The 24275-nt window shown below is 60.7% G+C and carries 15 protein-coding genes; 2 read left to right on the top strand and 13 right to left on the bottom strand.

The annotated features are described in order from the left end of the window. Positions 1–10 precede the first annotated feature (10 nt). From RVM27_RS12875 to RVM27_RS12855, 5 genes are all read right to left on the bottom strand, one after another. Positions 11–1261 carry an aspartate kinase gene (locus RVM27_RS12875; RefSeq protein WP_287804218.1) on the bottom strand — a complete coding sequence of 417 codons (1251 nt, stop codon included), beginning with the start codon at positions 1259–1261 and terminating at the stop codon, positions 11–13. Between the two features lie 106 nt (positions 1262–1367). Next, positions 1368–3980, bottom strand: coding sequence for an alanine--tRNA ligase (gene alaS / locus RVM27_RS12870; protein WP_498956767.1), 2613 nt, complete (start codon positions 3978–3980; stop codon positions 1368–1370). A gap of 267 nt (positions 3981–4247) precedes the next feature. Further along, on the bottom strand, positions 4248–4721 hold the full coding sequence (locus tag RVM27_RS12865; RefSeq protein WP_498938722.1) for a regulatory protein RecX: 474 nt from the start codon (positions 4719–4721) through the stop codon (positions 4248–4250). Between the two features lie 35 nt (positions 4722–4756). After that, on the bottom strand, positions 4757–5818 hold the full coding sequence (gene recA, locus RVM27_RS12860; protein WP_287804220.1) for a recombinase RecA: 1062 nt from the start codon (positions 5816–5818) through the stop codon (positions 4757–4759). Positions 5819–5907: 89 nt separating this feature from the next. Further along, a complete protein-coding gene (locus tag RVM27_RS12855) occupies positions 5908–6432 on the bottom strand; it encodes a CinA family protein (protein WP_498956766.1) in 525 nt (174 codons plus the stop codon). A gap of 123 nt (positions 6433–6555) precedes the next feature. Here RVM27_RS12855 and mutS point away from each other — a divergent pair, with 123 nt between their 5' ends. Both mutS and fdxA read left to right on the top strand, forming a co-directional pair. Then, the gene (mutS, locus tag RVM27_RS12850) at positions 6556–9123 is read left to right on the top strand and encodes a DNA mismatch repair protein MutS (protein WP_498956765.1); all 2568 of its coding nucleotides are present in this window, start codon (positions 6556–6558) and stop codon (positions 9121–9123) included. Positions 9124–9274: 151 nt separating this feature from the next. Further along, a complete protein-coding gene (fdxA, locus tag RVM27_RS12845; RefSeq protein ID WP_039180081.1) occupies positions 9275–9598 on the top strand; it encodes a ferredoxin FdxA in 324 nt (107 codons plus the stop codon). Between the two features lie 474 nt (positions 9599–10072). Here the strand turns inward: fdxA and eno are convergent, their stop codons facing one another. The 8 genes from eno to RVM27_RS12805 all read right to left on the bottom strand — a co-directional run bounded on the left by eno (position 10073) and on the right by RVM27_RS12805 (position 24226). Further along, a complete protein-coding gene (gene eno, locus RVM27_RS12840) occupies positions 10073–11362 on the bottom strand; it encodes a phosphopyruvate hydratase (protein ID WP_287807666.1) in 1290 nt (429 codons plus the stop codon). A gap of 68 nt (positions 11363–11430) precedes the next feature. Continuing rightward, positions 11431–12294, bottom strand: coding sequence for a 3-deoxy-8-phosphooctulonate synthase (gene kdsA, locus RVM27_RS12835; RefSeq protein WP_039180085.1), 864 nt, complete (start codon positions 12292–12294; stop codon positions 11431–11433). Positions 12295–12304: 10 nt separating this feature from the next. Beyond that, positions 12305–13960 carry a CTP synthase gene (gene pyrG / locus RVM27_RS12830; RefSeq protein ID WP_039180087.1) on the bottom strand — a complete coding sequence of 552 codons (1656 nt, stop codon included), beginning with the start codon at positions 13958–13960 and terminating at the stop codon, positions 12305–12307. 234 nt (positions 13961–14194) lie between these two features. Beyond that, complete coding sequence (locus RVM27_RS12825; RefSeq protein ID WP_498956764.1) at positions 14195–15613, bottom strand: FAD-dependent oxidoreductase; 1419 nt, start codon at positions 15611–15613, stop codon at positions 14195–14197. 32 nt (positions 15614–15645) lie between these two features. Then, the gene (gltB, locus tag RVM27_RS12820) at positions 15646–20088 is read right to left on the bottom strand and encodes a glutamate synthase large subunit (protein ID WP_498956763.1); all 4443 of its coding nucleotides are present in this window, start codon (positions 20086–20088) and stop codon (positions 15646–15648) included. 453 nt (positions 20089–20541) lie between these two features. Continuing rightward, a complete protein-coding gene (gene aroB / locus RVM27_RS12815) occupies positions 20542–21648 on the bottom strand; it encodes a 3-dehydroquinate synthase family protein (RefSeq protein ID WP_498956762.1) in 1107 nt (368 codons plus the stop codon). Next, positions 21645–22211 carry a shikimate kinase gene (aroK, locus tag RVM27_RS12810; protein WP_498956761.1) on the bottom strand — a complete coding sequence of 189 codons (567 nt, stop codon included), beginning with the start codon at positions 22209–22211 and terminating at the stop codon, positions 21645–21647. The genes aroB and aroK overlap by 4 nt, the downstream gene beginning before the upstream one ends. Further along, positions 22211–24226 (bottom strand): type IV pilus secretin PilQ, encoded by a 2016-nt coding sequence (locus RVM27_RS12805; RefSeq protein ID WP_498956760.1) that lies wholly within the window; start codon positions 24224–24226, stop codon positions 22211–22213. Before RVM27_RS12805 ends, aroK begins: the two co-directional genes overlap by 1 nt. Positions 24227–24275: the final 49 nt, after the last annotated feature.

Genomic DNA, 24275 nt, shown 5'->3' with positions numbered 1-24275 from the left:
GGGACAATTGTTATTCAGATTCGATATCGGCCTTGTCCAAGCCGAATGCCTTGTGCAAGGCATTGACCGCAAGTTCCATGTGTTTTTCGTCGATCACCACGGAAATCTTGATCTCAGACGTCGATACCATGCGAATATTCACGTTCTCTTCGGCCAGCACGCGGAACATTTTCGATGCCACGCCAGCATGCGAGCGCATACCTACGCCCACCAGCGACACCTTGGCAATGTTGTCGTCGCCGCGCAGTTCGCCGCCGCCGAGATCGGGAATGACGGTCTCTTCCAGCAGCTTCTTGGTGGCCTTGTAGTCACCTTTTGCTACCGTGAAAGTGAAATCGGTGTAGTCACCGGCCGGTGCCACATTTTGGACGATCATGTCCACTTCGATGTTGGCGTCGGCAATGGGGCCCAGGATTCGAGAGGCAACGCCGGGCACATCGGGCGTGTGCAGTAGGGTCAGCTTGGCTTCGTTCTTGGTAAACGCGATACCGGAGATTAGCGGTTCTTCCATAGAGTCCTCGTCTTGGTCAGAGTCTGCAACAATCAGGGTGCCAGGGCCATCTTCAAAGCTAGACAGTACCCGCAGCGGCACGTTGTATTTACCGGCGAATTCCACCGCGCGAATTTGCAGCACTTTGGAGCCCAAACTAGCGAGTTCGAGCATTTCTTCTACGGTGATGCTTTCAAGGCGCTGCGCTTTGGAACATACACGGGGGTCCGTGGTGTAAACACCGTCTACGTCGGTATAGATTTGGCACTCATCAGCCCCCAAGGCGGCAGCAAGCGCCACGCCGGTGGTATCAGAGCCGCCACGCCCCAGCGTGGTGATATTGCCGTCTTCGTCTACGCCTTGGAAACCGGCGACCACCACGACCTTGCCAGCATCCAGATCGGCTTTCAGGTCATCGGTTTCGATACGCTGGATACGCGCTTTGGTATACGCGCTATCGGTATGAATGCCTACCTGTGCGCCGGTATGGGACGTTGCCGAGACGCCAATGTGCTGCAGCGCCATGGCCAGCAGAGAGATGGTGACCTGCTCGCCTGTCGAGAGCAGCATATCCATTTCACGCGGGGCGGGGTCTTCGTTCAGGGCATGCGCCATATCGGTCAGGCGGTTGGTTTCGCCACTCATCGCAGAGACGACGACGACGACCTGGTGCCCCTGGTCACGAAAGCCTTTGACCTTTTCCGCCACGGCTTTGATACGGTCGACAGAGCCCACCGAAGTGCCGCCGAACTTCTGTACGTATAGTGCCATATGCCGTTTTTCCTTTACGCTCGGGAATGGAGGGTGAATGTTGTTATTGCCAATTTTCCTGACGAACAAAAAGGCCGGCAGCAAATAATGCCACCGGCCTTCCTTTTTAGCTAAGCGTGTTTTCCAACCAGGCCGGAACGCTATTCAACGCTCCTGGCAGCGCATCGGGCTGGCTACCGCCCGCTTGAGCCATATCGGCACGACCGCCCCCTTTACCGCCGACCTGGGAGGCCACATGGTTGACCAGCTCGCCAGCCTTCACACGGCCAGTCAGATCGTCCGTGACGCCCGCAATCAGGCTGACCTTGCCAGCATCGGCATCGGCCACGCCCAGCATGATGACGCCCGAGCCCAGCTTGTTCTTGAGCTGATCCAGCACGCCGCGCAAGTCCTTGCCTGAGACGCCTTCGAGCTGAGTGACCAGCAGCTTCACGCCAGCCACTTCTTGAACCTGGCTGAGCATGTCGCTGCCTGCCGCGCTGGCCAGCTTGGCCTTCAGTTGCTCCAGCTCTTTCTCCAGGCTGCGGTTGCGCTCGAACAGCGATTCCACGCGCGCTTCTACCTGCTCGGGCTTGGTTTTCAGACGCTCGCCCAGGCGCTGTACTCGGGCCTCCTGCTCGCGGAAGTACGCCAGCGCGTTTTCTCCGGTGATCGCCTCGATGCGGCGTACGCCGGAGGCAATACCCACTTCGCTGACCACATGGCAGCAGCCGATGTCGCCACTGCGGCTTACGTGAGTACCGCCACACAGCTCGATGGAGAAATCGTCGGCACCAATGGTCAGTACGCGCACGTTGTCGGCGTATTTCGCCTCGAACAGCGCCGCTGCGCCTTTGGCCTTGGCCTCGGCCAGGCTCATCTGCTCGATCTTCGTCGGGGCATTGGCCAAGATTTGCTCGTTGACGATGCGCTCGACCTCAGCAAGCTGCTCTGCGGTCATCGGTTCGAAGTGGCTAAAGTCAAAACGCAGACGCTCTGCGTTGACCAACGAGCCCTTCTGCTGAACGTGATCGCCCAGCACCATACGCAGTGCTTTGTGCAGCAGGTGGGTCGCGGAGTGGTTACGAATGGTCGCGCTACGCAGGCTGGCATCGACTTCACCGCGCACGTTGGCGCCGACACTCAGACTCCCTTCGACCATTACCCCCTGGTGAAGGTGGTGGCCACTCTGTTTCTGGGTATCGTTCACCTGAAAACGACCGCCATCGACGTGCAAGTAGCCAGTATCGCCCACCTGGCCGCCGGACTCGCCGTAGAATGGCGTGCGGTCCAGCACCACAGTGCCCTTCTGGCCCGCTTCCAGAGCCGCCAGAGCATTGCCTTCGCTGTCCACGAGCGCAGTAACGGTGGCTTGGTCAGCCAGCAGCTCATAGCCGGTGAACTGGGTTTCACCTTCTAGATCAATCGAGGCGGTGTAGTCGGCACCAAACTGGCTGGCGGCACGCGCGCGTTCACGCTGCGCTTCCAGTTCACGCTGGAAGCCTTCTTCATCCAGGGTGACTTCCCGCTCGCGGCACACGTCGGCGGTCAAATCGAAGGGGAAACCGTAGGTATCGTACAGCTTGAACACGGTCTCACCGGGCAGCACGTCGCCTTGCAACTCTTCCAGCGCAGCATTCAGCAGCCCCATGCCATGATCCAGCGTACGGGCGAACTGCTCTTCCTCTTTCAGCAGCACGCGAGCAATCTGCTCGCTGGCCTCACGCAGCTCGGGGTAGGCATCGCCCATTTCGGCATCCAGCGCACTCACCAGCTTGTGGAAGAACGGCTCGGCCGCGCCCAGCTTGTGGCCATGGCGAATGGCGCGACGGATGATACGACGCAGTACGTAGCCGCGCCCTTCGTTGGAAGGCAGCACGCCGTCGGCAATCAGGAAGGCGCACGAGCGAATATGGTCGGCAATCACGCGCAGCGATGGCGTCGTCGTGTCCTGATGCCCGGTCGCCTTGGCCGCGGCTTGCAGCAGGTTCTGGAACAGGTCGATCTCGTAGTTGGAGTGTACGCCCTGCATCACCGCCGCCACGCGCTCCAGCCCCATGCCGGTATCGATCGACGGCTTGGGCAGCGGGTGCAGCGTGCCATCGGCTGAACGGTCGTACTGCATGAAGACCAGGTTCCAGATTTCGATGAAACGGTCACCGTCTTCCTCAGGCGTTCCGGGCGGGCCACCCCAGACTTCCGGGCCGTGATCGAAGAAGATCTCGGAGCATGGGCCACAGGGGCCGGTGTCGCCCATCTGCCAGAAGTTGTCCTTGGCACCAATGCGCGCAATGCGTTCGCGTGGCACACCAATCTCATCGGCCCAGATGGCGTAGGCCTCGTCATCTTCGGTGAACACCGTGACCCACAGTTTTTCGGCGGGCAGCCCCAGACGCTCGGTCAGGAACGTCCAGGCAAAGCGAATGGCATCACGCTTGAAATAGTCGCCAAAGCTGAAATTGCCCAGCATTTCGAAGAAAGTGTGGTGGCGCGCGGTGTAGCCGACGTTATCCAGATCGTTGTGCTTGCCGCCAGCACGCACGCAGCGCTGCGCAGATGCCGCACGAACGTAGGGTCGCGGATCTCGGCCTAGGAACACGTCCTTGAAGGGCACCATGCCCGCATTGGTGAAGAGCAGCGTCGCGTCGTTGCCCGGCACCAGGGAGCCGGTGGGCACGACGGTGTGCCCCTGCTGTTCGAAATAATCGAGAAAGGCCTGTCTGAGTTCTGCGCTTTTCATAGGGTATCCGTGACAAGAAAGCGTGATGCCCCAGGGCGCTGTCGCCGCTACCCGCTGGGGTCGCAAAACGCCCATTATAACTCAGTTGTCAAACGACTAAAGCCGCAGATAGTGGCAGAGCCCCTAATGACACAATAAATAGAGGGCGGGTGGCACGATAATATAGAGGGAGGGAACCGCGTGGTGAACAGCCCTGAGCGGGGTTATAGACAGCCCTGAGCGGGGTTATAGACAGCCCTGAGCAGGCAGATGAAACCCCTGAACGGGTTAAGAAGAGGGCGACAAACAGGAGATTGCATAGCGGATTTGCTCGAAATCGAAGCCACGCCCGGCCAGAAAACGTTCTCGCTTGGCGCGCTCCTTGGGCGTCTCGCCCGGCGAGCTGAAGCGTCGCTCCAACGTTTGACGGGCCAGCTCGAACCAGTCCACGGCTTCGCGCGCTTCCACCGCTACCAGCGCAGCGGCACAGGTTTGCGCATCGACACCGCGCTGGCGCAGCTCTCCCTTGATGCGAATCACTCCCTGTCCACGGGCGATGCGTGAACGGATAAAGCTTTCGGCAAAACGCTCGTCCGACTGCAGCGCCTGCTCGGCCAGCGCATCGAGGCAGGCGCTGATCTCATCATCTTCGAAGGCCTTTTGCTCGAGCTTGCGGGCCAGCTCGGCGCGGGAGTACTCGCGCCGAGCCAGCCACTGAATGGCCCACTCCCTGGGCGAAGCATCGGCTTTAGCAGAAAACATTCACGTCTCCTGCCAGGCAACGCCAACAGCCTGGTTCAAAGCAGATCGTCATCACCCTCGGCTGCCACATCTGCTGCAGGGGCTTCTTCTTTCTTCGGCTCTACCTTGGCCAGCAGTTGCTCACGGATTTGAGATTCGATCTCTTCCATGATCTCGGGATGCTCTTCCAGGTACTGCGCCGCATTGGCTTTACCCTGGCCGATCTTGTTGCCTTTATAGCTGTACCAAGCGCCTGCTTTGTCCACTAGGCTGCACTGCACGCCAAGATCGATAACCTCACCCGCGTGGTAGATACCTTTGCCGTAAAGGATCTGGAACTCAGCTTGCCGGAACGGCGGTGCCACCTTGTTTTTGACGACTTTCACGCGGGTTTCGTTACCGGTGACTTCGTCGCCTGACTTCACCGAACCGGTGCGGCGAATATCCAAGCGCACGCTGGAGTAGAACTTCAGCGCGTTACCGCCGGTCGTGGTCTCGGGGCTACCGAACATCACGCCAATCTTCATACGAATCTGGTTGATGAAGATCACCAAGCAGTTGGCGTTTTTGATGTTACCGGTGATTTTACGCAGCGCCTGGGACATCAAGCGCGCCTGCAGGCCCACGTGGGAGTCGCCCATTTCGCCTTCGATTTCCGCACGCGGAGTCAGCGCAGCCACGGAGTCGATGATAATCACATCCACACCGCCGGAGCGGACCAGCATATCGGTGATTTCCAGCGCCTGTTCACCGGTGTCCGGCTGGGAAACCAGCAGGTCGTCCAGGTTGACGCCCAGCTTCTCAGCGTAGCTGGGGTCCAGCGCGTGCTCGGCGTCCACGAAGGCACACACTTTGCCCTGCTTTTGCGCCTGGGCAATGACTGACAGGGTCAGCGTGGTTTTACCGGATGACTCTGGGCCAAAGATTTCGACGACACGACCAAACGGCAGCCCGCCGATGCCGAGCGCAATGTCCAGCCCCAGCGAACCGGTGGAGACAGACGGCATGACGACGCGAGGCGCATCGCCCAGGCGCATGACGGTGCCCTTGCCGAACTGACGATCGATCTGGCTGAGTGCCGCGTTCAGCGCTTTTGTGCGGTTGTCTTCCTGAGCCATGCAGAGATTCCTCATAACAAGCTGTATAATTAGCCAGTAGTATGCCAAAGATCAGCGATGAAACAAATCCTCGGCGGCAACTTTAACGATTATTTCTTGGCGGCCTGGGCAGAAAGCCGAGCGACCAACCCTGCCAGAGCTTCACGGACCGCCTGCTCGCGCACCGCCTGGCGGTCACCTGGAAAATGAAAACGCTCTGCCTGCTGGCTCTCGCCATCGCCCCAGGCCAGCCACACGGTGCCCACCGGTTTCTCCTCGCTACCGCCTTCCGGCCCGGCAACCCCGCTGACCGCTACGGCCAGGTCGGCACCGCTGTCACGACAGGCGCCCACTACCATGGCCCGCACGACCGATTCACTGACCGCGCCATGGGCTTCCAGCAACGCAGGCTCGACCCCCAGCAGGCGAGTCTTGGCAGCGTTGGAGTAGGTCACATAGCCTGCGCTGAAGTAAGCCGAGCTACCGGCCGTGGAGGTAATGGCGCTGGCAATGCCACCTCCCGTGCACGACTCGGCGGTGGTCACTTCGACGTGCAGTTGCTGGCAAAGCCGCCCAAGTCGTTGAGCCAACAGTGATAAATCGAGATTCTTGAGACTGGAAACACTGGGGGCCATGGTGACTCCTTCATGTAAGACCTTAGGGTAGCGTAGAATACTGCGTTTAGCTTTCTCAACGAAATTGCCCAACGAACATGCCGCATGCCGTTCAGGTCTGCGCCACGCTCAATCAGGACGCTCATGTCACAGGCCAGCCCCGCCCATACGCCGATGATGGCGCAGTATTTGAAAATCAAACGCGAGCACCCCGAGGTATTGCTGTTCTACCGCATGGGGGACTTCTACGAACTGTTTTTTGACGACGCCAAACGGGCGGCAGCGCTGCTGGATATCACCTTGACCCAGCGCGGTCAGTCGGGCGGCAAGCCGATCCCCATGGCAGGCGTGCCTTATCACAGCGCCGAGGGCTACCTTGCCAGGCTGGTAGCGGGTGGCGAATCGGTGGCCATTTGCGAGCAAATTGGCGACCCCGCCACCAGCAAAGGCCCTGTCGAGCGCCAAGTGGTGCGCATCGTGACCCCCGGTACGCTGCACGACGAGGCGCTGCTGGATGCCCGCCGCGACAACGTGCTGGTGGCCGTGGCCCCGGGCAAGGAAGGCTGGGGGGTTGCCTGGCTGGAGCTTTCCAGCGGGCGCTTCAACGTGCTGGAGGTAGAGAGCGAGGCAGAAATGCTGGCCGAGCTGACCCGCCTTTCACCTGCCGAACTGCTGGTGCCTGAAAGCCTTTCGCTGCCCGACGCCTGGTCGCAAAAGCGCAGCCTGCGCCGCCAGGGTGAATGGCTATTCGATCTGGAAAGCGCCACGCGCAGCCTGTGCGACCAGTTCGAAGTGAGCGACTTGCGCGGGTTTGGCTGTGCGCATCTCTCTACCGCTTTGGTGGCCGCAGGCGTCTTGATCGACTATGCCCGGGACACCCAGCGCTCGCGGCTGCCCCATGTCACGTCCATCAGCGTAGAGAATCGCGACGACGCGGTGGTGATCGACGCGGCCAGTCGCCGCAATCTTGAAATCGACATCAACCTCGGCGGCAACGGCGACAACACCCTGGCCAGCGTACTGGATACCTGCGCCACCGCCATGGGCTCACGGTTGCTCAAACGCTGGTTGAACCGCCCCCTGCGCCAACGAGACATCGTCGAAGGACGCCAGGCGGGCGTTGCCCTGCTCTCCATCGATGCCGCTTACATGAGCCTGCGCGAGACGCTGAACGATGTAGGCGACGTGGAGCGGATTCTCGCCCGGGTTGCCCTGTACAGCGCTCGCCCACGTGACCTGGCAAGACTGCGTGACGCCCTCGCCACGCTGCCTACCCTGGAAGCGCTGCTGGCCGATATCGATACCGGTAGCGCTCTGGACGGCCTGACACCGAACATCCGCCCCTACCCGACGCTGGCCGATACGCTGAGCCGAGCCCTGGTCGACAACCCACCGGTGGTGATTCGTGACGGCGGCGTGATTGCCGATGGCTTCGATGCCGAGCTGGATGAACACCGGGGCATGGCCGAGAACGCGGGCGATTACCTGGTCCAGCTCGAACTGCGCGAACGCGAGCGCACCGGCCTGGCCAACCTCAAAGTGGGTTACAACCGCGTCCATGGCTACTTCATCGAGCTGCCCCGCTCCCAGGCCCAGCAGGCGCCCGCAGACTACATTCGTCGCCAGACGCTGAAAAACGCCGAACGCTTCATCATTCCCGAGCTGAAAGAGTTCGAAGACAAGGCACTGTCCGCCAAGTCACGCGCACTGACCCGAGAGAAATGGCTCTACGACCAGCTGTTGGCCACCCTGAATGAGCAGCTGCATGCCCTGCAAGCCACCTCGCGGGCCTTGGCCGAGCTGGACGTGCTGTGCGCCTTTGCCGAACGCGCCGAGGCGCTCAACTGGGTGCGCCCACAGTTGGTCGCGACCACGGGCATTACCATTACCGCAGGCCGCCACCCGGTCGTGGAGCAGGTCAGCGACAAACCGTTCGTGCCCAACGACGTCATGCTGACGCCTGAACAGCACATGCTGATCATTACCGGCCCCAACATGGGGGGTAAATCGACCTACATGCGCCAGACGGCACTCATTGCCCTCCTGGCACACAGCGGCAGTTTCGTGCCTGCCGATGCCGCCGAGGTTGGCCCAGTCGATCGCATCTTTACCCGTATCGGCTCCTCCGATGACCTGGCAGGCGGGCGCTCCACCTTCATGGTGGAAATGACCGAAACCGCCAATATCCTGCACAATGCCACCGAGCACAGCCTGGTACTGATGGACGAGATCGGGCGCGGCACCAGCACCTTCGACGGCTTGTCGCTGGCCTGGGCCAGCGCCGAACATTTGGCCCGGGCCCGCGCACTGACGCTGTTCGCGACGCACTACTTCGAAATGACTGCGCTGCCCGAACAGGCCGAGGGGGTGGCCAACATTCACCTGACGGCCACCGAGCACGGGGATGGCATCGTCTTCATGCACCGCATCGAAGCCGGCCCCGCCAGCCAGAGCTACGGGCTACAGGTCGCTCAACTGGCCGGGGTGCCGGGGCCGGTGATTCGGCGCGCACGGGAGAAGCTGATGACACTGGAACAGCGCGACGTGGACACTCAGCAGCGGCCCTTGTCAGGCTCCCAGGCGCCTCAGCAGAACGACCTGTTTGCCAGCGCGCCACATCCGGTGGTGGACGCACTGACCAGCACCGACATCGACGATTTATCACCGCGCGAGGCGCTGGATCTGCTCTACCAGTGGCGCTCGATGCTGTAAACACGGGTGAGATTGATGCCTGGCGCTTGCCGCCGTGGGGCAGCACTACTAAAATGGCGCCACATTTAGCTTATAAAAAACGGCTAATCTATAACCATTCGCGATTAAACACGACCGGAGAACGCTCCGGTCCCGCAAGAGGGATAGTGAGATGACGTTTGTCGTTACCGAGAACTGCATCCAATGCAAGTACACCGACTGCGTGGAAGTTTGCCCGGTCGACTGTTTTTATGAAGGCCCCAACTTCCTGGTCATCCACCCGGATGAGTGCATCGATTGCGCCCTCTGCGAGCCGGAGTGCCCCGCCGAAGCCATTTTCTCGGAAGACGAGATACCGGATGGGCAAGAGCAGTTCATCGAGATCAACGCCGAGCTGGCCGACGTGTGGCCCAACATTGCCGAGAAGAAAGACCCGCTACCCGATGCCGAAGAGTGGGACGGCAAGCCCGGCAAGCTCGAAAAGCTGGAGCGCTGATCACAGCGACACGGTATTTCCTGAGAACCAGCGTTCGCGCTGGTTTTTTTTGGCCTGACTGATGCGCACGCAAAAAAAAGGCGGCCCGTAGGCCGCCCGCTCCAAGCACTTCCTCTGACCACTCCCTGGGTCAACCTCCTCAGGTGACTTCCTTGCCAAGGCTCACATCACTGTGTCACCCAGCGCACCTGCATACATCCCGTTGCATCCTGCCTGAAGCATCCTTGCCTCCCCTTATCCTGAATGCATTGTGGCAGAACAGCGCAACTTCTCAAGCGGACCCAATACGCAAAAGGCGAGCCCAAGGGGCCCGCCTTTCTTCCATAAAACCCAAACAAGACAATCACTTAAAGTTGGATTAGTGAAAAATCTCGCTTTTTCTTACAAGGTTTCGAGCGAATTTCGTCGGCATTTGTAAGAGATCTCTTACAAATTTTTGAGAGATCTCTTACACGCGAACGCTATGTTTTTAACCTACTGGCCTTTGATGGCTTTCAAACCGGGGTAGCTCACATCCCCCAGCTCGGCTTCGATCACCAGCAGGCGGTTGTACTTCGCGACACGGTCAGAACGACACAGCGATCCGGTCTTGATTTGTCCCGCACAGGTGCCTACGGCCAGATCAGCAATGGTAGTATCTTCGGTTTCACCACTACGGTGGGAGATGACCGCCGTAAAGCCCGCATCTTGGGCCATTTTAATCGCGTCGAGGGTTTCGGAGAGCGAGCCAATCTGGTTGAACTTGATCAGGATCGAGTTACCGATCTGCTCGTCGATGCCACGCTTGAGGATCTTGGTGTTGGTCACGAACAGGTCATCGCCCACCAGCTGCACCTTGTCGCCCAGCTTGTCGGTCAAGGCTTTCCAACCCGCCCAGTCGGACTCGTCCATGCCGTCTTCGATAGACACGATGGGGTAGTCGGCACACAGGCCCGCCAGGTAGTCGGCAAACCCTTCGGAGTCGTAACGCTTGCCTTCTCCGGCCAGGTCGTACTGACCTTCCTTATAGAATTCGGAGGCAGCACAGTCCAGCGCCAGGGTGACATCGCTGCCCAGGGTATAACCGGCATCGGCCACCGCCTGCTTGATGACGGCAAGTGCCTCGGCGTTGGATGTCAGGTTGGGCGCAAAGCCACCCTCATCCCCTACCGAGGTAGACAGCCCCTTGGCAGACAGCACTTTCTTCAGCGCGTGGAAAATTTCCGCGCCCATGCGCAGGCCTTCACGGAAGTTGGCAGCGCCGACCGGCTGCACCATGAACTCCTGAATATCCACGTTATTGTCGGCGTGCTCACCGCCGTTGAGGATGTTCATCATCGGTACCGGCATGCTGTACTGGCCTGGCTGACCGTAAAGCTCGGCAATATGCGCATAAAGCGGTACGCCCTTGGCGTTGGCAGCGGCTTTGGCAGCGGCCAGCGATACGGCCAGAATGGCGTTGGCGCCCAGGGTGGCCTTGTTGTCGGTACCGTCCAGCGCCAGCATGGCGTCATCCAGACCGCGCTGGTCCCGTGCATCCATCCCCAACAACGCATCACGGATCTTGCCATTCACGGCGTCCACGGCTTTCAACACGCCTTTGCCGAGGTAACGCGCCTTGTCGCCATCACGCAGCTCGAGTGCTTCGCGGGAGCCGGTAGAGGCACCGCTGGGCGCGCAGGCGCTGCCTACGGCACCGCTTTCCAGACGCACGGTTGCCTGAACGGTCGGGTTGCCGCGCGAATCGAGCACTTCCAGCGCACTGATTTCAACAATTTTGGTCATGACAGTGTCCTTTGGTTGTCGGTCTGATGGAGGTTAGGTCCAATGTATACCACGGTTTATCGCAGCGATTAACGGATGGTCAATGGGTCGAAGCCTTTCACCAAGGCATCCAACTGCGCCAGCTGCGTCAGGAAGGGCTCCAACTGGTCCAGCGGCAGCGCACACGGGCCGTCGCATTTGGCGTTGTCCGGGTCCGGGTGGGCTTCCAGAAACAGCCCCGCCAGGCCTACCGCCACGCCCGCACGGGCCAGCTCGGCCACCTGGGCACGGCGGCCGTCGGCGCTGTCGGCACGGCCACCGGGGCGCTGCAGAGCGTGGGTCACGTCGAAAAACACCGGATAGCCGGTGTGCTTCATATCGCCAAAGCCCAGCATGTCCACCACCAGGTTGTTGTAGCCAAAGCTGGTGCCGCGCTCGCAGAGCATCAGGCGGTCATTGCCCGCTTCCTGAAACTTGCTGAGGATATGGCGCATTTCATGGGGTGCCAGAAACTGAGGCTTCTTGATGTTGATGGCAGCGCCCGTCTTGGCCATGGCCACCACCAGATCGGTCTGGCGCGCCAGGAAAGCCGGAAGCTGGATGATATCGGCTACCTCGGCCGCAGGCGCAGCCTGCCAGGGCTCGTGCACATCGGTAATGATGGGCACATTATAGCGCGCCTTGATATCGGCCAGTATCTGCAGCCCTTTCTCCATCCCAGGGCCACGATATGAGTGAATCGAGCTGCGGTTGGCCTTGTCGAAACTGGCCTTGAAAACATACGGCATGCCCAGCTTTTGCGTCACGGCCACGTAAGCCTGCGCGACTTCATCGGCCAGTTCCGCCGACTCCAGCACGTTCATGCCGCCCAGCAGCATGAGTGGCAAAGAATTGCCGGCGGTTAAGCCGGCAACGTGGATGTGATGCTCTGGGAATTGGGATTGAGAAGACATGCTTCCCCCTTTATTCCTGAGGTGTGGCGTGGGCACGGGTACGTGCCGTCTTGTACTCGAGCGCGGCGTTGACGAACCCGGAGAACAGCGGATGGCCATCACGCGGCGTGGAGGTGAATTCCGGATGGAACTGACACGCCACGTACCAGGGGTGGTCGGCAAGCTCGACCATCTCCACCAGCGACTGGTCCACGCTCTTGCCTGAAATCACCAGGCCTGCACGCTCCAGCTCGTCGATGAACTGGTTGTTGACTTCAAAGCGATGGCGATGACGCTCGACGATCTCGTCAGCGCCGTACGCCTCGCGCGCCTTGCTGCCTGACGTCAAGTGACACACCTGGCCACCCAGACGCATGGTGCCGCCCAGATCAGAGGCCGCATCGCGCAGCTCGATCTTGCCTTCGGCGTTGATCCACTCAGTGATCAAACCCACCACCGGGTGTTTGGTGTCGTGGGTGAACTCAGTGGAGTTGGCGTCTTTCCAGCCTGCCACGTTACGTGCAAACTCGATCACCGCCACCTGCATGCCCAGGCAGATACCCAGGTAGGGGATGTTGTTTTCACGGGCGAACTGGGCGGTCAGAATCTTGCCTTCGACGCCACGTTCACCGAAGCCGCCCGGCACCAGAATGGCGTCTTTGCCAGCCAGGCGCTCGGTACCGTGACGCTCGATATCTTCGGAGTCGATGTAGTCCACGTTGACCTTGATACGCCCCTGGATACCGGCGTGGATCAGCGCTTCGTTCAGCGACTTGTAGGCATCCAGCAGCTCCATGTACTTACCGACCATGGCGATGCTGATGGATTTCAGCGGGTTGAGCTTGGCATCGAGTACCTTGATCCACTCGGAAAGATCGGCCGGTGCCGCTTCCAGGCGCAGCTTGTCGCAGACGATATCGTCCAGACCGTGCTCGTGGAGCATCAGCGGAATGCGGTAGATGGTGTCGGCGTCTTGCAGCGGCACGACCGCACGCTCTTCCACGTTGGTGAACAGCGCGATCTTGCGACGCTCGCTCTCCTCAAGCTCCACTTCGCTGCGGCAAATCAGAATGTCCGGCTGGATACCGATGGAGCGCAGCTCCTTGACGCTGTGCTGGGTCGGCTTGGTCTTGGTTTCGCCAGCGGTCTTGATATAGGGCACCAGGGTCAGGTGCATATAGATGGCGCGGCTGGCGCCCAACTCGCTGCGAATCTGACGAATGGATTCCAGGAAGGGCAGCGACTCGATATCGCCGACCGTGCCACCGATCTCCACCAGCGCCACGTCGAAGCCTTCGCCGCCAGCGTAGACACGCTGCTTGATCTCATCGGTGATATGGGGAATGACCTGTACCGTGCCGCCCAGGTAGTCACCACGGCGCTCCTTGCGCAGCACGTGCTCGTACACTCGGCCGGTGGTGAAGTTGTTGCGCTGGGTCATCTTGGTACGGATGAAGCGCTCGTAGTGCCCCAGGTCCAGATCCGTCTCGGCGCCATCCTCGGTGACGAACACCTCGCCGTGCTGGAAAGGACTCATGGTGCCCGGGTCCACGTTGATGTACGGGTCGAGCTTGAGCATGGTGACCTTAAGGCCGCGAGCCTCGAGAATCGCCGCCAGCGAGGCCGACGCGATGCCCTTGCCAAGAGAGGACACAACGCCGCCGGTCACGAAGATATATCGTGTCATGGAAAACCTGTCGAAACGTGATCAAAAGGCGTAACAGAAAGCCACACCAGGATGGGACGACAGAATAGCAGATTACACCCTTCGGCTCAATTTGAACTGAAATGGCCCCCGTGCCGGGTCGCGAGCTAAAGCTGCCTCCCACACTAACCACTGGTTACCCATAAGCAGTGGGAGGCTGATTTATCAGGCAAAGGGGTGCCCCAGGCACCCCTTATCAGCCACCTCGTTACACGCTTAAACGCCCAGGTAGTCCAGAATGCCTTCGGCGGCCTGGCGGCCTTCATAAATGGCCGTGACCACGAGGTCCGAACCGCGCACCATATCGCCACCGGCAAAGATTTTCTCGTTGCTGGTCTGGAATGCATACTGGCCATGCTCGGGTGCCTTGACCAGATCCCAGTCGTTGACCTCGATATTGGCGCTTTTGAACCATGGGGCCGGGCTTGCCTGGAAGCCAAAGGCCACCACCACCGCATCGGCGGCAATGATCTCTTCGGAGCCGGGCACCACTTCCGGGCGACGGCGACCATTTTCATCCGGCTCGCCCAAGCGCGTCCGCACGACCTTCACGCCCTCGACCTTATCTTCACCAACTACCGCGACCGGCTGGCGGTTGAACAGAAACTCGACGCCCTCTTCCCGGGCGTTGGCCACTTCACGGCGCGAACCCGGCATGTTCTCTTCGTCGCGGCGATAGGCACAGGTCACGCTGGCAGCACGCTGACGAATCGAGGTGCGGTTACAGTCCATGGCGGTATCGCCACCACCCAGCACCACGACCCGCTTGCCTTCCATGGAGATGAAGTCGCTCGGGTCTTTTTCGAAGCCCAGGCGGCGGTTGACGTTGGCAATCAGGAAGTCCAGCGCCTTGTAGACACCGGGCAGGTCTTCGCCGGGGAAGCCACCCTGCATGTACTTGTAGGTGCCCATGCCCAGGAACACCGCATCGTACTCCTGCAGCAGCGTTTCGAACTCGATGTCGGTGCCGATTTCGGTATTCAGGCGGAACTCGACGCCCATCTCTTCGAAGACCGCGCGGCGGCGCTCCATGACGCTCTTTTCCAGCTTGAACTCCGGGATACCGAAGGTCAGCAGGCCACCAATTTCCGGGTACTTGTCGAACACCACGGGTTTGACGCCGTTACGCGCCAGAATGTCGGCACAGCCGAGGCCCGCAGGCCCCGCCCCTACAATGGCGACCTTCTTGTCGGTCCAGACCACCTTGGACATGTCCGGGCGCCAGCCCATGGCAAAGGCGGTATCGGTAATGTACTTCTCTACGGAGCCGATGGTGACGGCACCAAAGCCATCGTTCAGGGTGCAGTCGCCCTCGCACAGGCGATCCTGCGGGCACACGCGGCCACACACTTCCGGCAGCGAGTTGGTCTTGTGGGACAGCTCGGCGGCTTCGATGATGTTGCCTTCCACCACCAGCTGTAGCCAGTTGGGAATATAGTTATGTACCGGGCACTTCCATTCGCAGTACGGGTTGCCACAGTGCAAGCAGCGATGCGCCTGACTGGCCGCATCGGTTGGCTTGAAGGGTTCGTAGATTTCCGCGAACTCTTTGGCACGGGTATGTGCCGGTTTTTTCTCGGGGTCTTTACGACCCACGTCGACGAACTGAAAATCGTTATTCAAACGGTTGGCCATGATCTCTCTCCTCGAAGCGTAGGCGCGGACGGTTATTGCGGCTGACGCCGGGATTGATCCAGCAGACTCCCCAGGCTGGCGGCCTTGGGCTTCACCAGCCAGAAGTGGCGTGCGTAGTCGCTGAAGTCTTCCAGAATCGCCGCACCACGCGCAGAGCCGGTCGCCGCCACGTAGGCTTCGATCATTTCGCGCAGGTGACGACGATAGGCTTCCATCGCTTCGGTATTCACCCGGTGGATTTCGACCAGCTCGTGGTTGTACTTGTCCACGAAGGTACGATCTTCATCCAGTACGTAGGCAAAACCACCGGTCATGCCTGCCCCAAAGTTGACACCCGTCTCACCCAGCACACAGACCAGACCGCCGGTCATGTATTCGCAGCAGTGGTCCCCGGCGCCTTCGATCACCGCCGTGGCGCCAGAGTTACGCACGCCAAAGCGCTCGCCTGCCGTACCCGCCGCAAACAGCGTGCCGCCGGTGGCACCATAGAGGCAGGTGTTACCGATGATGGCAGTCTTGTGGCTTTCGAACTGACTGACCTTGGGCGGCACGATCACGATGTTGCCACCGTTCATCCCCTTGCCCACGTAGTCGTTGGCGTCGCCTTCCAGGTAGAGATTCAAACCACGCGCGTTCCAGACACCAAAGCTCTGGCCCGCCACCCCCTTGAAGCGCGCGGTGACCGGCGCCGCTTCCAGGCCATCCTCGCCGTAGCGCTTGGCAATCGCCCCCGAAGTGAGCGCGCCCACGCTGCGGTCGCAGTTGGTGATGGTGAAATCGAAGGTGCCGCCGGACTGGGTGTCGATGGCCTCTTTCAGCGCCGCCAGCACTTCCTGGTTCTTGGCACCGGGGTCGTGGGGCACGTTGCGGCTGACCACGCAGAACTGCGGCGCGTCGGCGGGCACGAAATCGTTGGCCAGCAGCGGCGTCAAGTCCAGCTTGCGCTGCGACGCGGTGTTGCCTTCCAGCACTTCCAGCAGGTCGGTACGACCAATCAGGTCGGTGAGTTTGCTCACGCCCAGCATGGCCATCAGCTCGCGCACTTCCTCGGCAATGAAGCGGAAGTAGTTCTTCACCATGTCCACGGTGCCGCGGAAATGCTCGCCGCGCAGGAAGTCATCCTGAGTAGCGACACCGGTAGCACAGTTGTTGAGATGGCAAATGCGCAGGAACTTGCAGCCCAGCGCCACCATGGGCGCCGTGCCAAAGCCGAAGCTTTCGGCCCCCAGAATGGCCGCCTTGACGACATCCAGCCCGGTTTTCAAGCCGCCGTCGGTCTGGAGACGAATCTTGTCGCGCAGGCCATTGATCCGCAGTGCCTGATGCACTTCCGGCAGGCCCAGCTCCCAGGGGGAACCGGCGTGCTTGATGGAGGTGAGCGGGCTCGCCGCCGTGCCGCCATCGTAGCCCGAGACGGTGATCAGGTCCGCGTAGGCCTTGGCAACGCCGGTGGCAATGGTACCGATGCCAGGCTCGGAGACCAGCTTCACCGACACCTGGGCATCAGGGTTGACCTGCTTCAGGTCGAAGATCAGCTGCGCCAGGTCTTCGATGGAGTAGATGTCGTGGTGCGGCGGCGGCGAAATGAGCGTCACGCCGGGCACGGAGTAACGCAGACGGGCAATCAGTTGATTGACCTTGCCACCTGGCAGCTGGCCGCCTTCGCCGGGCTTGGCCCCTTGGGCAACCTTGATCTGCAATACGTCTGCATTGACCAGATAGGCAGGCGTCACGCCGAAACGGCCAGAGGCGATCTGCTTGATCTTGGAGCTGCGGATGGTGCCGTAACGGGCAGGGTCTTCGCCGCCTTCCCCGGAGTTGGAGCGACCTCCGGCCTCGTTCATGGCCTGGGCCAGCGCCTCATGGGCCTCAGGGGAGAGTGCGCCCAGCGACATGCCTGCGCTGTCGAAGCGTGGAATCAGCGCTTCGATGGGCTCGACCTCTTCCAGCGGAATCGGCGTGGCCGCAGGCTTGAGTTTCAGCAGGTCACGAATGGTGGCCACGGGGCGCTCGTTCACCAGCTGCGCGAACTTCTTCCACTTGGTGTAGCTGCCCTCTTGCACCGCCGCTTGCAGCGCTTTGACCACATCCGGGTTATAGGCGTGGTACTCGTGGCCGTGCACGTACTTGAGCATACCGCCCTGGGAAATGCCCTTGCGGGGAATCCAGGCGTCCTTGGCCAGCAGCTCCTGCTGCAGCTGCAGCTCGGCAAAGCCGGTGCCCTGAATGCGCGACGCCATGCCGACGAAACAGGTATCCATCACTTCATCGGCCAGGCCCACGGCTTCGAACAGCATGGAGCCACGGTAGGACGCCAGCGTCGAGATACCCATCTTCGAAAGAATCTTGAACAGCCCCTTCTGCAGTCCCTTGCGGTAGTTCTCGCGGGCATCTGCCGGGTTACCGGTGAGTTCGCCAGTGCGGTGCATGTCGGCCATCACCTGATAGGCCAGCCACGGGTAGACCGCCGTGGCGCCCACGCCGAACAGTACGGCCATCTGGTGGGCGTCGCGGGCATAGCCGGTCTCGACCACGATGTTGGCATTCGGGCGCAGCGCCAGACGCCCCAGGTGCGAGTGCACAGCACCCACGGCCAGGGCTGCCTGGATGGGCAGTTGGCCCTTGGGCAGTTCGGCATCGCTCAGTACCAGAATTACCTTGCCCGCCTTGACCTGCGCTTCGGCTTCCTGGCACAGCGCCACGATGGCTTGCTGGAGGCTGGTGCTTTCCGGGTCGTAGCCCAGCGGCAGCAAATGGCTGGCAAATGCCGGGTCGTCCTGACTCACCAGCGCAGTGAACTTGCGTGGCGACAGCACCGGCGTGGTCAGGATCAAGCGGTGCGCGTGCTCCGGCGTGGCCTTGAAAACGTTCAGCTCGGCACCGCAGCAGGTTTCCAGCGACATGACGATCGCTTCGCGCAGCGGGTCGATGGGCGGGTTGGTGACCTGAGCAAACTTCTGACGGAAGAAGTCGGTCAGCAGGCGCGGACGGCTCGACAGGACCGCCATGGGCGTATCGTCGCCCATGGATCCGACGGCTTCCTGGCCGCTTTCTGCTAGCGGACGCAGCACCTGGTCACGCTCTTCAAAGGTCACCTGGAACATCTTCTGCTGCACGTTCAGGGCGTCGGTATCCATGGTCTGGAATCGCGCCAGCTCGGTCAGCGCCGACTCCAGGTAGCTGGCTTCCTGCTTCAGCCAACGCTTGTAGGGGTATGCGGACTTCAGGCGATTATCGATGTCCTGGGTGTGCAGCACTTCGCCGGTGTGGGTATCCACGGCCAGCATCTGACCGGGGCCGACTCGACCTTTTGCCACCACGTCTTCCGGCTGGTAGCCGTAAGTGCCAATTTCAGACGCCAGGGTGATGTAGCCGTTCTTGGTAATCACCCAGCGCGCCGGGCGCAGCCCGTTACGGTCGAGCATACACACGGCCTGACGGCCGTCGGTCATGACCACGCCAGCGGGGCCATCCCACGGCTCCATGTGCATGGAGTTGTACTCGTAGAACGCCCGCAGCTCGGCATCCATGGTCTCCACGTTCTGCCAGGCAGGTGGCACCATCATGCGCACGGCGCGGTGCAGCTCCATCCCCCCGGTCAGCAGTACTTCCAGCATGTTGTCCATGCTGGAGGAGTCGGAGCCAGTGGTGTTGACGATGTCATCCAGCTTGGCGATATCGGGCAGACGCTCGTTGACGAAGTTCGCCTTGCGCGAGTTCGCCCAGCCGCGGTTGGCTTCGATGGTGTTGATTTCACCGTTATGAGCCAGCAGGCGGAACGGCTGCGCCAGCGGCCAGCGCGGCGCCGTGTTGGTCGAGAAGCGCTGGTGGAAAACACAAATGGCGGTTTCCAGGCGCGGGTCGTTCAGGTCCTTGTAAAAAGCTGGCAGGTCTTCCGGCATCACCAGGCCTTTATAGGAGACCACTTCGCTGGAAAGCGACGCCACGTAGAAGTCTTCATCACTGCGCAGGGCCTGCTCGGCATAGCGGCGCGCCATGAACAGGTCGACATCGAAGTTGTCGCTGCTGCCGGGCGCCACGAACAGCTGTTCGATACGCGGCAGGCAGTCCAGTGCCATGGGACCACAGACACTGGAGTCGGTGGGCACGACTCGCCAGCCCAGCACGTCCAGGCCGCGGGCGCTCAGCTCGCCAACCAGGGTTTCTCTGGCCTTGCTGGCACGCGCATCGTCGTCAGGCAGGAATACCACGCCCACGGCAAAGCGCTCGCCCAGCGCCACACCGAGCGCCTCTTGAGCTGCCGCACGCATGAACTGCGCTGGCATCTTGAGCAGCAGACCACAACCGTCGCCGGTTTTGCCGTCTGCCGCGATACCACCGCGATGCGTCATGCAGGTAAGTGATTCAATGGCCGTTTTCAGCAAGTCGTGACTGGCCTGCCCTTCCATATGGGCAATCAGGCCAAAACCACAGTTATCGCGAAACTCGCCAGGCTGGTGAAGACCTCTATTCATTGGGCGTGCCTCTAGTCAGCGTATTTTACCAGCAGCGTTTTTATGGTATTATTTCGGTTTTTTCTTTTTTTATGGCTCTTATTACCCGCCTGAAATAAGGGCTTTCCCGCATCCGCTGCTGCAAGAAAATGGTTGCTCAGCATAGCGATTTGCAGCCGCGTAGCGCAATCACCCAGAACTCGCCAACTGCAAAAAAACCTTGTCAAATCCTGTAGTTGCATGCTCAAACTACAAAAAAATACATACACTTCAAGCACTTGCACAGTCATTGCACGATTTTTAAACGCTGCCTACAAAGCATTAGACTTTGGTCTAAAATAAAGCAAAAAACCCATGCCGATAGCGCATAAGCCATGCTGATTGGATACTGACAGCCAATAAAAAGCCCGCCGTGGCTGGGCGGGCTTTGCCAATGTAATGACTGACGCATGGTCAGCATCCGACGCTACCTCGCTAGGCGCGAGGGTAGCCGGTCAGCAGCTCGGCTAGCAGTTCCGGGGGCGTGGCATCGCTGACGCAGGCATCCCCCAGCGCCTTGAGCAGCACCAGCCGCAGGCGCGCATCGACGTTTTTCTTGTCCAGGCGCATGCGCACCAGAAAGTCGTCTGCGCTCATATCGCGCGGCGCGGCCAGCGGCAGTCCGGCACTTTCGATCACCGACCGAGTGCGCGCCAGCGCATCCTCAGTGATCCAGCCCAGCTGGCATGACAGCGTGGCCGCCATGGCCATGCCCGCCCCCACCGCCTCACCGTGCAGCCAGTTGCCATACCCCTGATGCGCTTCGATGGCATGGCCAAAGGTATGCCCCAGGTTCAACAGTGCGCGAACCCCCTGCTCGGTTTCGTCTTCGGCCACGATGTCGGCCTTGATCTGGCAGCTTCTGGCAATCGCCTCGGCCACGATGCCTGGCTCCACCTGACGCAGGGCATCCATGTGCGCTTCCAACCAGCCCAAAAAGTCTTCGTCACGAATGAAGCCATACTTCACGACTTCGGCCAGGCCCGCCGACAGCTCCCGGGGCGGCAGCGTGACCAGGGTATCGATATCGACGATGACGGCTTTGGGCTGCCAGAAAGCGCCAATCATGTTCTTGCCCAGCGGATGGTTCACCCCGGTCTTCCCGCCCACCGAGGAGTCCACCTGCGAGAGCAGGGTGGTGGGCACTTGAATGAACGCGACGCCACGCTGATAGGAGGCCGCCGCATAGCCCACCATGTCGCCAATCACTCCACCGCCCAGCGCAATGAGCGTACAGCGGCGGTTGAACCCCGCCTCCAGCAAGGCATCCCAGATACGGCTGACCTGTTCGATGCTTTTGTACTGCTCGCCATCGGGCAGCACCAGCGTGCGTACGTCAAGGTGCTCGGGCAAGCTTTGGCACAGCGCGTCGAGATAGTGTGGCGCAACGGTCTCGTTGGTGATCACCATGACCTGCTCACCCGCCAGGTAAGGCACGAACCGCTCAGGGCGATTCAACAACCCCACGCCGATATGAATGGGGTAGCTTCGCTCACCCAGATCCACGTTCAGAGTGCGTTCTATGCCTGAGGGCTGTGTCATGACGATACCTTTGTTTGCGTTGTGCCTGTTGCTTCCAGCGGGTCGACCAGCCGGTGGACCCGGCGCAGAATTTCATTGACCACGGCACGCGGACTGCGTCGATCCGTACGTACGGTAATATCGGACGTGGCGCGATAGAGGGGGTCACGGGTGGCGAACATGTCGTTGAGCACCTGCTCCCGATCGGCACACTGGAGCAGCGGACGATTACGGTCCTTGGCCGTGCGCTTGAGCTGTTGCTCTACGGTGGTCATCAGGTATACCACGGTACCGCGTTCACGCAGTGCACGGCGGTTCTCTTCTCGCAGCACCGCGCCACCGCCGGTGGCGACCACGACATCCGTGAGCTGGGTGAGCTCGTCAATCATCTGAATTTCACGCTGACGAAAGCCGGGCTCACCTTCCACGTCGAAAATCCACGGGATATCGGCACCGCAACGATCCTGTATGGCATGGTCGCTATCATGAAAGGAGCGCGACAGCTCCGCCGCCAACAGGCGACCTATCGTGCTCTTGCCAGCCCCCATGGGGCCGATCAAAAAAATATTGGGTAAATCCTGCATCAGCGAACCGCCAAACCATCATCAAGTAATCGGGGAGTGATAAAGACCAGTAACTCTACCTTTTCATTGCTCTCTTCGGTATAGCGGAACAGCCGACCGATAAAGGGCAGATCACCCAGCAGCGGCGTCTTGGCCATCTGGCTCAGCTGCTCGGTGGTCAGGATTCCGCCCAGCACCACCGTCTGACCGTTATCGACCAGCACCTGGGTTTCGATCTGATTGGTGTCGATGGGCGGCTCGCCGCCAAACTCGCTTTCACGGAAACTGTCGTTCTTGATTACCAGATCCATGATGATGCGATTGTCCGGGGTAATTTGCGGCGTGACTTCCAGCGACAGCTCCGCCTCCTTGAACTCGGTATCGGGGTTACCTTGGGCATCGACGCTCTGGAAGGCCCGCTCTTCGCCTTGGCGGATGGTGGCCGTACGCTGGTTGGCGGTAATCACGCGTGGCTGCGAAATGGTCTGGCTCTTGCCTTCGCTTTCCAGGGCGCGCAGCTCCAGGTCGAGCAGAATATCCCCCGAGAGATAACCAAAGCTGAAGCCCGTGCTGGCCGCGGCGGTAGAGCCCAGGTCAACGGCCAGCCCACCCTGGGCACGGTTGAGGCCGCCAGGATTGATGTTGCGCGGCACGAACTGCCCGGCTTCGTTTTCCAGGAAGCCTCGGGTGCTGGAGACGCCCCAGTTCACGCCCAGCTCCCGGGAAGCGGTATCTCGGGCAATCACGATACGTGCCTCGATCTGCACCTGGCGCACCGCCACATCCAGCCTGTCCAGGGTACGCATGATGTCGCGCACTTGCTCCGCCGTGTCTTGAATGAGCAGCGTATTGGTACGCTGATCGACGCTGACGCGGCCACGGTCGGTCAACAAGCCAAACCCGTCACCACCGCGCAGCAGCTGCGCCAGATCTTCTGCCCGCGCGTATTTGACCTCGACGAACTCGGTGATCAGCGGGGCAAGGGTCTGCTGCTGATTGCGCGCCTCGATCTCCTGCCGCTCCAGGTCAGCCAGCTCGCTGGCGGGGGCCACCACGATGACATTGCCCTGCTCGCGACTGGAGAGCCCCTGGCTTTGCAGAATCAATGCCAGCGCCTGGTCCCAAGGGACTTCGTTCAGGTTCAAGGTGACGCGCCCTGTCACGCTGTCGCTGGCCACCAGGTTCAGGCCAGTAAACTCGGCCAGCGTCGCCAGCACGGCACGCACTTCGATATCCTGAAAGTTGAGACTCAGGCGATCACCCGTGAACGACTGCCCTTCGCGCTCGCGCTGCTGCTGCGGTGCCTGGCTCACCGGCTGGACCTCGATGGTCAACGTGCGGCCACTCTGCGAGGACAACATGGCGTAAGGGCCTTCCGTTTGCAGCTCCAGCAGCGTGTCACGCTGCCCGGAACGGGGCGTGATGCGGGTAATCGGCGTAGCAAAATCGGTGACATCGTAAATCTGGTTCAAGGCATCGGGGATGTCCACGTCTCGCAATTCGGCAATCACGCGCCCCCCACTGCCTTCACGCACCTGAGTGACGACACCGTCACGGTCGAAGGTCACCAACAGGCGCCCCGAGCCATCCGTACCGCGACGGAAGTCGATATCACTGACCTGGGGGCCTTGCGACGTTTCCAGACCTCCCTGAGGCGAGGCATCAGGCGAGAGCGTAATCCTCAACCGGTCGCCGTCGACCCGCGAGGTGTATTCCAACGGCTGGCTCAGGTCGACCACCAACCGCGTTCGGCCATTGCCCTCCAGCGCCGTGATGCGTTCGACGCCTGCACTGCCGACATTGATGCGACGCTGTGCCAGGCCGCTTTGCGTATCGGCCAAGTCCAGCGCCAGACGCGGCGGCGCATCCAGACGATAGCCGCTCAGCTCCGCCACGCCACCGCTGAACTGCAGCAGCAGCTCCACATCGCCACGCGAGGTTTCTCGAACGTCCAGCGCAGTGAGCACGGAGCCCCAGGCCAGCGCAGGCATCATGGCAAACAAGGAAAGCGTTATTTGGCGGAGCGTGATGGCCATAAAAAGTCATCCAGTAACTGAAAAAGGTCGAAACACGTTATGTGGCAAG

It is taken from the genome of Halomonas sp. KM007, from assembly GCF_050709225.1.
GTDB classification, from domain to species: Bacteria; Pseudomonadota; Gammaproteobacteria; order Pseudomonadales; family Halomonadaceae; genus Vreelandella; species Vreelandella hamiltonii.
Note: the sequence above shows the minus strand (reverse complement) of the source record. Positions and strands in the feature narration are given on the sequence as shown.

What these genes read in the sequence shown, in the direction of transcription:
- gltB (WP_498956763.1), bottom strand. Translation starts at nt 20,088, where the DNA reads ATGAATAGAGGTCTTCACCAGCCTGGCGAGTTTCGCGATAACTGTGGT.
- eno (WP_287807666.1), bottom strand. Translation starts at nt 11,362, where the DNA reads ATGACCAAAATTGTTGAAATCAGTGCGCTGGAAGTGCTCGATTCGCGC.
- aroB (WP_498956762.1), bottom strand. Translation starts at nt 21,648, where the DNA reads ATGACACAGCCCTCAGGCATAGAACGCACTCTGAACGTGGATCTGGGT.
- RVM27_RS12865 (WP_498938722.1), bottom strand. Translation starts at nt 4,721, where the DNA reads ATGTTTTCTGCTAAAGCCGATGCTTCGCCCAGGGAGTGGGCCATTCAG.
- RVM27_RS12805 (WP_498956760.1), bottom strand. Translation starts at nt 24,226, where the DNA reads ATGGCCATCACGCTCCGCCAAATAACGCTTTCCTTGTTTGCCATGATG.
- kdsA (WP_039180085.1), bottom strand. Translation starts at nt 12,294, where the DNA reads ATGTCTTCTCAATCCCAATTCCCAGAGCATCACATCCACGTTGCCGGC.
- alaS (WP_498956767.1), bottom strand. Translation starts at nt 3,980, where the DNA reads ATGAAAAGCGCAGAACTCAGACAGGCCTTTCTCGATTATTTCGAACAG.
- aroK (WP_498956761.1), bottom strand. Translation starts at nt 22,211, where the DNA reads ATGCAGGATTTACCCAATATTTTTTTGATCGGCCCCATGGGGGCTGGC.
- mutS (WP_498956765.1), top strand. Translation starts at nt 6,556, where the DNA reads ATGTCACAGGCCAGCCCCGCCCATACGCCGATGATGGCGCAGTATTTG.
- RVM27_RS12825 (WP_498956764.1), bottom strand. Translation starts at nt 15,613, where the DNA reads ATGGCCAACCGTTTGAATAACGATTTTCAGTTCGTCGACGTGGGTCGT.
- fdxA (WP_039180081.1), top strand. Translation starts at nt 9,275, where the DNA reads ATGACGTTTGTCGTTACCGAGAACTGCATCCAATGCAAGTACACCGAC.
- RVM27_RS12855 (WP_498956766.1), bottom strand. Translation starts at nt 6,432, where the DNA reads ATGGCCCCCAGTGTTTCCAGTCTCAAGAATCTCGATTTATCACTGTTG.
- recA (WP_287804220.1), bottom strand. Translation starts at nt 5,818, where the DNA reads ATGGCTCAGGAAGACAACCGCACAAAAGCGCTGAACGCGGCACTCAGC.
- pyrG (WP_039180087.1), bottom strand. Translation starts at nt 13,960, where the DNA reads ATGACACGATATATCTTCGTGACCGGCGGCGTTGTGTCCTCTCTTGGC.
- RVM27_RS12875 (WP_287804218.1), bottom strand. Translation starts at nt 1,261, where the DNA reads ATGGCACTATACGTACAGAAGTTCGGCGGCACTTCGGTGGGCTCTGTC.